The sequence below is a fragment of the Flavobacterium sp. FlaQc-52 genome (genome assembly GCF_044007495.1).
GTDB classification, from domain to species: Bacteria; Bacteroidota; Bacteroidia; order Flavobacteriales; family Flavobacteriaceae; genus Flavobacterium; species Flavobacterium cupriresistens.
This window is the reverse complement of record NZ_JBIPCV010000010.1, coordinates 94598-107996: the sequence shown is the minus strand read 5'-3', so window position 1 is coordinate 107996 and position 13399 is coordinate 94598. Positions and strand designations below refer to the sequence as shown.

Sequence of the window (13399 nt, the reverse complement as noted above, 5' to 3'; positions counted from 1 at the left end):
AAAAAATGAGCATAAAAAAACTATTAAAGAGAAAGAGAAAATACAGCATTGTATTTTTATTTTTCCTGAATTTAATATTAGGGACTCAGCTGTATGCCCAGAATAGTCAGGAAATCACATTGGAAGGGAAAATTACAGATGCAGCAGGTCTTTCTTTACCGGGAGTAAATATTCTCGAAAAAGGGACTAAAAATGGAGTGTCAACAGATTTTGAAGGAACTTATAAAATAAAAGTCAGTAGCAGTAAAGCGATATTGAATATTAGTTTTATAGGATTTCAAACACAGGAAATCACAGTAGGAGGAAAAACGACTATTAACGTAAGCCTTGTTGAAGATACAAATGCCTTAAAAGAAGTTGTTGTAGTTGGGTACGGTACCGTAAAAAAGACCGACCTGACAGGTTCAGTAGGAACATTAGATGCAAAGGCAATCACTGAAAAAAATACGACCAATGTACTGGAAGGAATACAAGGAAATGTAGCCGGAGTTCAGATCAATGCTTCAACGGGACGTTTGGGAGATCCTTTCACAATTGCAATTAGAGGAAAAAGTTCTTTCTCGGGAGGAGCGACGCCATTATTTGTGGTAGATGGAGTTCCAACGGACGGAATTGACTTTCTAAACCCACAAGACATTGCGAGAATTGATATCTTAAAAGATGCTTCTTCTACAGCGATTTATGGTTCACGTGGTACCAATGGAGTTGTTATCGTAACTACTAAAAGTGGATCAACAGCTAAAGCCGGAATGACGGTTTCTATTGATTCTTACATTGGAGGAAAACAAGTTGCGAGATTGCCTAAAATGATGAGTGGACAAAAATGGTGGTTGTATCATCAGTCGGCTTATTTAACGACAGCTAAAAAAGATCCGATTACCGGAACCGTTACACCGGCCACTTTAAATGCTACCGTTATAGGTACACAAAACTCATTACTTGCCGAAAGAGTAGCTAACAATGATACTTTTGACTGGTACGATGCCGTACTTAAAGACGGTATTCAACAAAATAATTACGTGTCAATTTCTGGTCGCGGTGATAGCGGATTAGCGTATAATTTAGGTATTGGTTTGCAAAATGAAACTGGAAATGTTGAGAATGAATCTCTAGATAAATACAGTTTTAAAGTGGGTTTAACACACAAACTAAACGATAAATTTACAGTTGGAACCAATTTAACACTGACCAAAACAAATCAGGAATTAGGAAGTGCTTTGGCTATGCAGGAAGCTTTCAGATTAAGTCCGTTTTACACGCCTTATGATTTGCATGGAAACTTATTTCCATTACCGGGGAAATTGACAGACGATTCAGGTGCTTTCTTAATCAATAAAACAAGTACTTATAATCCGTTATTGGAAATTGCCAATTCAACCAATGAAATTACAAGATGGAATGGTGTAGGAAATGTATTTGTAGAATATAAACCAATATCATGGCTTACTTTTAAATCGACTTATGCAGTTGGTTATGATCACGCCAGACAAGGACAGGCGTGGGGTGCTTTAACCAATACAGGTGTTGCTAACAGAAATTTACCTTCGGCTTCAGTTAATGAAAAAGGAAATTTCAATTCAACCTGGGACAATCAGTTTACGATTAACTATGATTTAAATAAGGATCATTCTTTTACCTTATTGGGACTTCAAAGTATGTATTATGATAAAACAGAAACCACTTCGGCAAGTTCTACAGATCAGCCATTTGATTTGGGATTTGACAATTTAGGTTCAGGGAAACAATCGACTTTTTTAGTAGGTTCAAGTTATCTTAAAAGTACTTTACTTTCTTATGCGTTACGTTTAAATTACAGTTATAAAGGACGTTACTTATTGACTTTGTCAGACAGATGGGATGGTTCTTCCCGATTTGCAGACAATAACAAATGGGGTTCATTTCCTTCAGCGGCATTCGCATGGAGAGTAGTGGATGAGAGTTTTATGAAAACCCAACAAGTTGTTTCCGATTTAAAACTTAGAACAAGTTACGGATACACCGGAAACAACAAGGTAGCGGCTTATTCTACCATTAACAAAATAGATCAGCAAACGTATTACGATTACAATAATACAACGGCAAACGGATGGTTGCAAGGGAAACCGGCCAACAAAGAATTAGGTTGGGAGAAAATGAGAGAGTTTAACGTTGGATTGGATTTCGGATTTTTAAACAATAGAATTACAGGTAGTGTAGATGTGTACGACAGACTTTCTACTGATTTATTATTAGATCAAAAATTAGTGGTTGAAAACGGATACACGAATTACACCAACAACATTGGTTCAGTAAGTAACAAAGGGATAGAAGTATTGCTAACCACAAAAAACATCAATACTGATTTTGTGAAATGGGAAACAACTTTCGTTTTTTCAAAAAACAACAATAAAATCGTATCGGTTTACGACAAAGAAAATGATGATGTAGGGAACAATTTGTTTATTGGTGAATCAATAGACGCTATTTACAATTATAAATTTACAGGAATCTGGCAAGCCAATCAAGCTGCCGAAGCCGCATCTTACGGACAAAGTGAGGGTCAGGCAAGAGTAGAAGATGTAAATGGCGACGGAAAAATCACAACAGACGACAGACAAATTTTGGGTCACGCCAATCCGGATTGGACAGGTAGTATTTCAACAAAATTGAATGTAGGTAATTTTGATTTATCAGCTTCAGCAATTATCAGCGAAGGATCGTATGTATTTAGCCCTTACCACGCCAACTTTACGAATGTATTCGACAGAGGTCGTCAGAAAGCTGATATTGACTGGTATATTCCGGCAAATGATGCAGGATTACCGGCAAATGCTTCTAACCAATATCCAATGGCATTTAACGAAGGTACTTATTGGAATTCTAATGGTGTAGGTTATTACAGAGACAACTCTTTTGTGAAAATTAAAAATATTGCTTTAGGATATACTTTTAAACCAAGCGTTATTGAGAAATTTAAAATGAAATACCTGCGTTTTTATGTAAATGTTTTAAATCCATTTGTATTCACCAAGTATGATGGTTACGATCCGGAATGGGCTGCAGCAGGATTTGGTGTAGGTCGTGTAGCATCGATTACGTATCAAATGGGAATGAGTGTTAAATTTTAAAAAGAGTCAAAATGAAAAAAACAATAATAACCCTATCAATAGCATTATTAACACTTAGTTCTTGCAGTGATTTTATCGAAGAGGACAACAGATCCAGCGCTGAGACTTCGGAATATTTAAAGTCATCAGGATATGAATCTTTAATAAATGCAAATTATGCAGAACTAAAAGATATTTACGGTGGCGAACCTTGGTTGTTTGTTTCCGGAACAGATTTATATGCCGAAGGCAGAAGTACAGAACCAATCGGAATAAGCCAATATACACAACTGACTTCTTCCTCTCCCAATGTAGATTATCTGTATAAAGAATGTTACAAAGCCATTCAAAGAGCCAATACAGCTTTGCATTTTGGAGAATTAACAGAGAAAACGGCAACATTAAGTGCCCGAATCGGAGAGGTAAAGTATCTAAGAGCAAATGCCTACTTTTTATTAGTACAAACCTACGGAGGTGTTAGTTTAGACACCCAGTATCACGATTCACCGATATTGTCTTTTGATAGAAATTCAGCAGAAGAAATCTATACTTTTATAGTTAAAGAATTAGAAGAATCTCTCAATTTGGTACCCGCCGGTGCTTTTACAGGAAGAGTGACCAAAAGAGCCGTTCAGGATTTATTGGCAAAAGTATATTTAACCAGAGCCTATGAAACTTTTGGTGCCGCAACCGATTTTGCAACTGCTGCAAAATATGCAGACGATGCTATAGCCGGTCAGGCTTTGACTATTAAGTATAGTGATTTATGGTTGCCGGCAAATGATATAAATGCAGAAGTGATTTTCTCAGCTCAGTTTAGCGCCGGTTCCAACAGTTCCAACCCGCAGACTACCGGAAACGGGCAAGCAAGTTATTTTAGTTCTTATTTAGGAGGATCAGAAGTGGCAGGTAAAGCGCCTTACAGATCATACAACTTATTGCCAACTGATTTCGCGATTGGACTTTTTGAAAAAGGAGATACCCGTTGGGATGGAACTTTTATGACACAAACCTATACAAGATATTATGATTATTATGATGTAGCCAATAAAACAGGTTTAGCGGTTACTCATTTTTATGTACCTAAATGGATGACTCCGGCAGAATTAGATGCGTACAAACTGGCAAATCCAAAAACTAATATTCATCTATACGGAACTTATGGTGCAGGAAAAGGTTTGAATAGTGATTACCAAACTATTCCGGTTCGCAAGTTTGATGATCCAAAAGCACCTTTCGCTACCAGTTCAACTACACCAAGAACAAGTACTCGTGATTTTGTGATTTCGAGATTGGCAGATACCTATTTAATTGCAGCAGAAGCTTATTTACACACCAATCCTGCCACAGGATTAATCAGATTAAATGAAGTACGCAAAAGAGCCGGTGTGGCCAATGCAACTGCCGGAGAGTTTAACATCGATTATATTTTGGACGAAAGAGCAAGAGAAATGATCGGAGAATACAACCGCTGGTTCGATTTGAAACGTACCGGAAAATTAATCGAAAGAGCCTCTTTACATAATTTCAATATTAAAGCAGCAAATTTTGACGGAGCAAATGGAGAAAAGAAAATTTTGAGACCAATTCCACAAGAGGCCTTGGATTTAAATCAAAGTAAAAATTTCCCACAAAACCCGGCCTATAATTAATACAATTAAATACATAGAAACATAGTTTTGCGCTGATGAAAATGAAAGTAAAGTAAACACCATACCTTTCATAAAGCCTACGATAGGAAGAATAACAGGACTCAAATATTCTTTTTCGAACAGTAAAGTCTATGTTTCTATGTATTAAAAAAGAATGAGATTCAACGAGTTAATTTTAAATAAGTAAACAAACAACGATACATTTCAAAAGTATACTATGTAAGGAATAACAGGACTCAAATATTCTTTTTCGAACAGTAAAGTCTATGTTTCTATATATTAAAAAAGAATGACATTCAACGAGTTAATTTTAAACAAGTAAAGAAACAACGATACATTTCAAAAAGTATACTATGTGAGGAATAACATGACTCAAATATTCTTTTTCGAACAGCAAAGTCTATGTTTCTATGTGTTAAAAAAGAATGACATTCAACGAGTTAATTTTAAACAAGTAAATTATGTGAGGAATAACAGGATTCAAATATTCTTTTTCGAATGGTAAGTTCTATGTTTCTATGTGTTAAAAAATAATTGTAACCAACGAGTTAATTTTAAATAAAACAAGAGATAAACATTTGGTTGATGCCTATTTCTTGTTTTTTTTGAATGGTATTAGGAGCTTGATAAACAGCGAGCTTCTAATGCTGTTTTAAATCAAAAGCAATGAAAAAAATACTGTTACTAGTTTTTGCTTTATCCGTAAACCATAGTCAATCGCAAACGGCTTACAGTATCGATACAACCTATACAATAAAAAGCACCTACGCCAAGCTGATCAAAAAATACCCTTTTATAAAGATCGCCGAAGCAAAGAAGGATGAAAATGTGGACCAGATTTACGATATAGTTTATAATAAGCAAAAAGAGAGAGCATTACATTTAGATTCTTTTGTAAATTCGAAGGAGGAAAAGAGAAATCCGGTTGTAATTTTAATTCATGGTGGAGGATGGAAGTCAGGCAATAAAAATCAGATGTGGGTTCTCGCACAGGAAATAGCCTCAAAAGGATATACTTGTTTTACCGTTGAGTACCGATTATCACCTGAAGCGAAATATCCACAAGCGATATATGATGTGAAAAACGCCATAAAGTTTATAAAAGATAATGCAAAAAGATTTCATGCAGATCCAAACAAAATTGCGGTTTTGGGTTGCTCTTCGGGCGGACAAATGGCAGCTTTGATTGGTACAACAAATGAAGATTTGGCTTTTGAAGATACAAACAATACAATTAAAACATCCTCAAAAGTAAATGCGATTATTGATATAGACGGAATTTTGGCTTTTAAACATCCGGAATCAAATGAGGGAGACATGGCCGCCTTTTGGTTGAATGGGACTTATGAAGAAAATCCGGAGAACTGGAACAAGGCTTCAGCTTTGAATCACGCCAACAAAAATACACCACCAATACTTTTTATAAACAGTAGTTTCGAAAGATTTCATGCCGGAAGAGACGATATGATTACCATTTTAAATCAGAATAGCATTTACAGTGAGGTTAAAACAATAGCAAACACACCGCATTCTTTTTGGTTTTTTGAGCCGTGGTTGCAGGAAACAGTTGGTTATACAACACAATTTTTAGATAAAATTTTTAAATAATTCAGGAATAAAATGAAAGCAAGAATTCAAATAGCGACTTTATTTTTATTAGGTTTTACAGCAGCCAATGCGCAGCAATATGATATAAAAAAGAACAAAACGTACGCCGAAATATCTGCAAAAACAGATGGGAAATGGGAAGCACGCAAATACATTGGAGGAACCACTTTTAACAATGTTGACCGACTAAAACTGGCTCCGGAACATACCGATCATTCCTTTGATATTCGCTACGAAGGTCCGGGATGGGAGAACAACAGAATTGGATACCGCTTGTATTTAGACTGGAGAAATGCCATTGATATTTTCGGAAAAAAAACAACTGAGAATATATTACCAAAAGTAGGACAGGACAATTTTGATTCCTATCACGAAATGAGTGATTGGGGAGCAGATATCCTCAAAGCCGGAAAAGGAATCGGAATTGGATCCATAGATCGTTATTTAAACAAAGAAAAATTACACTTCCATGAAGTCGATTCAACAATCGCCTATGTAACAAATAAAGCCAACGAATCGGTAGTAAAAATTGATTATTTTGGATGGAAAACCGCTTCAGATAAAATTAACTTTATATCGGAATTAACCATAAAACCGGATCAACTGTACACACAACATGCTTTTAAAGCTTCATCAGCAATTCAGGGAATTTGTACCGGAATCGTGAAACAAAAAAACACCGAATTGCTTAAAAAAGAAAGCAAGAATAAAAAGTGGGCCTATTTAGCAACTTATGGTCAGCAATCTTTGGTTCCGGATAAATTGGGAATGGCTCTTTTCTACGAAGTTAGCACTATCGAAAATACCGTTGATACCGATTTAGATTATTTGTTAGTATTCAAACCCACTACCAAATGGACTTCATTCTATCTGTTAGGTGCTTGGGAACAAGAAGTAAACGGTATTAAAACACAAGAAGAGTTTGTAAAATATCTGGACGAAAGATTAGAAGTACTGAACAAAAAAGGTAAAATGTAATAGTATGATAAAAGCTGTTTTTAAAAAGATCAATTTTATAAAAGTTGTTATTGTTTTCCTGTTGATTTTTGGCAGTAAAATAAAAGCACAAGGTCAGAATGATTCCGATAAAACGATTATCTCTGATCAGTTAAAATGGTCGGAAAGAACAGCTCTTACAGTTTTAAGAAACTATCCAAATGCCTGGCAGCTTGATGGCAATGACAAACCAAAGTGGGATTATAAAATGGGTTTTGTATTGTCCGGTTTTGAAAAATTATTTCAAAAGACAAACGACAAAAAATATCTGAACTACATAAAAGACTATGTTGATGAAAGGATTGACAGTAGCGGAACTATTAAAAAGTACGATGTCAAAGAATACAACATCGATTATTTAAGTCCGGCAAAACTATTGTTTAATTTATATGATTTTACAAAAGATTCCCGTTATTTAAAACTGCTGGGGCAATTTCGTAATCAATTAGAAAGTCAGCCCAGAACAGCCAGCGGAGGATTTTGGCACAAACAAATTTACCCCAACCAAATGTGGATTGATGGTTTGTATATGGCCGAACCCTTCTACGCACAATTTACCATGAAGTATGAAAAAGGGAAAAGTCTGGATGATATTGCGAAACAATTTGAGTTGGTACAAAATCACATAGTAGACAAACAAACAGGTTTAGTATATCAGGCTTGGGACGAAAGTAAAGAGATCGGTTGGGCCAATAAGCTAACCGGAACATCGCCAACAATCTGGGGACGTGGTATTGGCTGGTATATGCTGGCTTTGACAGAAACACTGGATTATTTTCCAAAATCACATCCAAAGTATAAAGTTTTGGTTGCTTATCTCAATCAGATAGCCAAAAATGCAAACGAGTATAAAAGTCCCGAAGGTTTGTGGTATCAGGTAGCAGATAAACCGCAATTATTTGGAAATTATGTAGAACCATCTGCTTCTGCAATGGTTATTTATGCTTTTGCAAAAGGAGCAAACAGAGGATATTTAGCTTCAAGTTACAAGCGAACGGCTCAAAAATCATTTGACAGTTTTGTAAAAGAGTTTGTAAAAGTGAATAAAGCGGGTGAAGTAAACATTCTCAATGTTTCTTCAAATGTTGGTTTGGGAGGAAAACCTTTCCGCGATGGTACAAACGAGTATTACCTTACTGCAAAGACAAAAGAAAATGGGGCAATAGGTATCGGAGCCTTTTTATTAAGTGCCATTGAATTAGATAAATAGTAGAATTAAAACAATTTTTAAAATGATAAATAACAAAAAGAATATACTTGTATCAGTACTATTAATTTGCTTGATGGTTTTTACAAACAGCAAACTGATCGCGCAGGAACAGGTAAACAAGGATATCGTTATTGCTAAAGATTTAAAATGGTCAGACAAAATGACCTTGACCTTAATGAAACGACATCCTGAGGCTTATAGGATCGACGATTCAAAAACACCAAAATGGGATTATGTTCACGGATTGGTTTTACATGGAATCGAAGAATTGTATAAAAAAAATCCGGACCCAAGATACAAGGCTTACGTAAGAGGTTATGTGGACGCATTGGTTCAGGAAGACGGTACTATTAACACTTATGAATTAGATAAATACAACATTGATTTGGTTGTACCGGGTCGTTTGCTTTTTGATGTTTATGCCACTACAAAAGAAGAAAAGTATTTAAAAGCATTACAGCTCTTACGCAAGCAGCTAAGCGAGCAACCGCGCACCAAAAGCGGTGGTTTCTGGCACAAGCAAATATATCCAAACCAAATGTGGCTAGACGGTTTGTATATGGGAGAACCATTTTATGCGCAATACATGGTAACATTCGAAGATGGAAAAAATCTCGATGATGTGGCCAAACAATTTGAACAAATTCAACTGCATGCAACAGATCCAAAAACAGGTTTGTTGTATCATGGTTGGGATGAAAGCAAAGAAATGCCATGGGCCAATAAAGAAACGGGTAATTCCCCAAATTTCTGGTCCAGAGCATTGGGATGGTATGCCATGGCACTTGTTGATGTGTTGGACTATTTCCCAAAAGAACATCCAAAACAAAAAGAATTGGTAAAATATTTAAATGCCGTTTCTGCAAGTTTAGCGAAATATCAGGATCAATCCGGTTTATGGTATCAGGTAACCGACAAAGGTGGAAAGGAAGGCAATTATTTAGAAGCCTCAGGATCTTCTATGTTTGCTTATGCTTTTGCCAAAGGCGTGAACAAAGGATACCTACCCGCAAAATATAAAAAACTAGCCAACAAAGCCTTTGATGGTCTGACTCAACAATTAATTAAAACAGATGCCGATGGCGGAATTACACTTACTCAAGCTTGTCAGGTAGCCGGTCTAGGGGGAAAACCCTATCGTGACGGCTCATATGAGTATTATGTAAACGAGAAAAAAAAGGATAATGACCCAAAAGCAACCGGCCCCTTTATTCTGGCAGCCCTGGAATTAAACAGATAAAATATTAAATTTTTCTAAACCCGACAGGTTTTTCAAACCTGTCGGGTTTAAGTACGTAACAAATTAAAAATGATACTCAAAAAAAAAATAGTACTACTGGTTTTATTAGTCATAGGTTTTGTCGCAAATGCCCAAAACACTTATAAAAACTGGTCAGATATTATTCGTAAAAATGATGCTGTCTGGTTTGCCTCTGCTGAAGCCCAAAAAATAGCAGAAAATGTGTTGTTGTATCAAAGAGATATTGGGGGATGGCCAAAGAACTTACAAATGCAGGAGGAATTGACTTCTCAGCAAAAAATAGATTTAATTGCGCTTAAAAAAACAGCATTAGAAACTACAACAGATAACGGAGCGACTTGTCAGGAGATGCTTTTTATGTCTAGAATGTATGCTGAGGTCAAAGACGAAAGATACAAGGAATCTTTTTTAAAAGGAATCAATTATTTACTTGAAGCACAATACGTAAATGGAGGATGGCCGCAATTTTATCCGTTAAAAAAAGGATATTACACCCATATTACCTACAATGATGATTCGATGGTTAATATTCTGAATGTTCTAAAACAAATTAGTGAAAGAACCGATTTCTACAGCATTAAACCATCAAATGAAATAGTTGAAAAAACTAAAAAAGCATTCAATAAAGGTATAGATTGTATCCTGAAAACACAATACAGACAAAACGGATCATTAACAGCCTGGTGCGCACAGTATGATGAAATAACGTTGACTCCGGCAAAAGCAAGAGCCTATGAACTTGCGTCTTTAAGCGGAAAAGAATCAGCTAAAATTACCTTGTTATTAATGTCAATAGAGAATCCTTCTGCGGAAATTAGTACTGCTGTAAAAAGTGCCCAGGCGTGGTTTGAAAAAACTAAAATTACCAATCTCGAAGAAAAACGAGTACTAAATGACGGCGGAAAAATCATAGAAAAGAAAATGATAGTTACCTCAAACGGAGCACCAATTTGGGCAAGATTTATGGAATTGGATACAAATGAACCTTTCTTCTGTGATCGTGACGGAATTAAAAAGAAATCTTTAGATCAAATCGGCTCCGAGCGTCGAAACGGTTATGCCTGGTATACAGATGAGCCCAAAGAAGTTCTTAAAAAATATACGGGATGGGCAGCAAAAAACGGAGTAAAACTGGCAACAGTTGAAACTCCTTCAAAGAAAAAAGAACATTATTTTACGGTGGCTCAGGACGGAACGGGAGATTTTATTAAAATTCAGGATGCAGTAAATGCCTGTCCGTCCTTCCCGTATGAAAAAGTAACTCTCTTTATAAAAAACGGAATTTATACCGAAAAAGTGAGAATCCCGGAATGGAACACCCACTTAACTTTAATAGGCGAAAGTAAAGAAAATACAATCATCGCATTTGACGATAATTTCGCAAAGATAAATTCAGGACGAAACAGTACTTTTTACACCTACACTGTTTTGGTTGAAGGGGATGATTTTTCAGCATCCAATTTAACCATTAAAAATACTTCGGGAGACAATGGTCAGGCGATTGCGTTGTCTGTTGTGGCCAATCGCGTTCAGATTTCGAATTGTTTGATACTTGGAAATCAGGATACTTTATACCTGTCGGGGGAAAATGTCAAACAGTATTTTAAGGATTGTTATATCGAAGGAACAACCGATTTTATTTTTGGAAATGCAACAACTTTATTCGAAAATTGCACGATCCATAGTATGAAAGATTCTTTTATTACCGCCGCTTCAACTCCAGAAGGGACAGCCTTTGGTTTTGTTTTCAAAAACTGCAGACTAACCGCTGATCCTGTGGCAACAGCAGTTTATCTGGGAAGACCATGGAGAATTTATGCAAAAACAGTATTTATAAATTGTGATATAGGGAACCATATAAGACCCGAAGGCTGGCAAAACTGGTCTAAACCCGAAGCAGAAAAAAAAGCCTTTTATGCCGAGTACAATTGTAAGGGAGAAGGATATCAACCCGATAAAAGAGTGCCTTGGTCGCATCAGCTTTCCAAAAAAGAAGCAGAAAAATATACAATAGAAAATATACTTCAGGACACAGTACCAAACTGGTTTTCAAACTAAATCCGGTTTTCATAAAAGTAAACACAAATGAATTTTAAATACCTCCTTATTTTATTAATTTCTTGCAGTTCTTTCGCTCAGAAAGCGGAATTTCCAACTGCAGAAGTAGATGCTATTGTAAACCGAATTCAATTGCCGATTTTTCCTTCCTACCAAATAAATATTCAGGAACTGGGAGCAAAAGGAGATTCTGTAACCAATGCAAAATTGGCCTTTGATAAAGCCATGGCATTGTGTAAAAAGAACAAAGGAGGAACCATAATTGTACCTAAAGGCATCTATAAACTAAACGGACCGATTCACTTTGTCAGTAATGTCAATCTTAGACTTGAAAAAGGGGCAAAGATTAAATTTAGTGATACCCCGAAAGACTATTTGCCAATGGTTTTGACAAGTTGGGAAGGAACAATGCTTTACAATTACAGTCCGTTAATCTATGCTTATGAATGTACTAATATTGCGATAACGGGCGAAGGAACGATAGACGGAGAAGGGGGAAAGATCTGGAAAAGTTTTAAAGCCAAAGAAACGGAAGGGAAAAACAGAAGCCGTGAAATGAATCACAATGCGGTTGCATTAAAAGACAGAAAGTTTGGAGAAGGTTTTTTCCTGAGGCCACAAATGATTCAGTTTTTTAATTGCAAAAATATTTTGGTAGAAAACATTCATATCGAAAATGCACCATTTTGGTGTTTGCATCTGCTAAAATCAGAAAGTATTACCGTTCGTGGAGTCCATTATAAATCGTTGAATTACAATAATGACGGAATCGATCCGGAGTACGCAAAAGATGTTCTAATTGAAAATGTAACTTTTGATAACGGAGATGATAACATCGCCATTAAAGCAGGAAGAGATCATGAAGGAAGAGCCAATTCGGCTACTCCAAGTGAGAACATAGTAATCAGAAATTGCAATTTTAAAGGACTTCACGGAGTTGTTCTGGGAAGCGAAATGTCAGCCGGAATCCAGAATGTTTATGTAGAGAATTGCAAAGCAGTTGGTTATTTAAAAAGAGGAATTTACATAAAAACCAATGCAGATCGGGGTGGTTTCATTAAGAATATCCATGTCAGAAATATCCAACTGGATGAGGTAGAAGATTGTTTGTATATAACAGCAAATTACCATGGAGAAGGAAAAGGTTTCCAGTCGGATATATCAAATATACATTTTTCTGCGATCACCTGTAATAAAGCAACAGAATCGGGAATAGTCATTCAGGGCTTTCCCGAGAAGAAGATTCGAAATGTGTTTCTAAACAATATCGAAATAAAAGAAGCAAAAAATGCCCTATCTAACGAAAATGCAGAAAATGTGATCATGAGTGATGTTTTTATTGGTAAAAGAGCGACGGTTCCCTCCGCAGCGAAATGAGTTTTTTGAGAGGTTCAAAGGTTCAAAGTTACAGAGGTTCAAAGTAGTAAAACTTAGAAAAGACTTTGCGACTCTGCGTCTTTGCGAGAAAAAAATAACGCCACTTTTGTATACCCTTAACGCACCTTGCCTTTGCGTTTAAATTCTAATT

General features: G+C 36.1%; 8 protein-coding genes. All 8 read left to right on the top strand.

Annotated features, from left to right (window positions below; all coding sequences use genetic code 11):
- Positions 1–5 precede the first annotated feature (5 nt).
- Positions 6–3107, top strand: a complete 3102-nt coding sequence (locus ACHRV5_RS17010) for a SusC/RagA family TonB-linked outer membrane protein (protein ID WP_395427544.1) — start codon at positions 6–8, stop codon at positions 3105–3107.
- Positions 3108–3118: 11 nt separating this feature from the next.
- On the top strand, positions 3119–4738 hold the full coding sequence (locus ACHRV5_RS17005; RefSeq protein ID WP_395427543.1) for a RagB/SusD family nutrient uptake outer membrane protein: 1620 nt from the start codon (positions 3119–3121) through the stop codon (positions 4736–4738).
- Between the two features lie 666 nt (positions 4739–5404).
- Complete coding sequence (locus ACHRV5_RS17000; protein ID WP_395427542.1) at positions 5405–6346, top strand: alpha/beta hydrolase fold domain-containing protein; 942 nt, start codon at positions 5405–5407, stop codon at positions 6344–6346.
- 12 nt (positions 6347–6358) lie between these two features.
- A complete protein-coding gene (locus tag ACHRV5_RS16995; RefSeq protein WP_395427541.1) occupies positions 6359–7324 on the top strand; it encodes a DUF4861 family protein in 966 nt (321 codons plus the stop codon).
- A 4-nt stretch (positions 7325–7328) separates the two neighbouring features.
- A complete protein-coding gene (locus tag ACHRV5_RS16990) occupies positions 7329–8552 on the top strand; it encodes a glycoside hydrolase family 105 protein (RefSeq protein WP_395427539.1) in 1224 nt (407 codons plus the stop codon).
- A 22-nt stretch (positions 8553–8574) separates the two neighbouring features.
- Positions 8575–9792 (top strand): glycoside hydrolase family 105 protein, encoded by a 1218-nt coding sequence (locus tag ACHRV5_RS16985; protein WP_395427538.1) that lies wholly within the window; start codon positions 8575–8577, stop codon positions 9790–9792.
- Between the two features lie 69 nt (positions 9793–9861).
- Positions 9862–11871, top strand: coding sequence for a pectate lyase (pelA, locus tag ACHRV5_RS16980; protein WP_395427537.1), 2010 nt, complete (start codon positions 9862–9864; stop codon positions 11869–11871).
- Between the two features lie 27 nt (positions 11872–11898).
- Positions 11899–13248, top strand: a complete 1350-nt coding sequence (locus ACHRV5_RS16975; RefSeq protein WP_395427536.1) for a glycoside hydrolase family 28 protein — start codon at positions 11899–11901, stop codon at positions 13246–13248.
- Positions 13249–13399 lie beyond the last annotated feature (151 nt).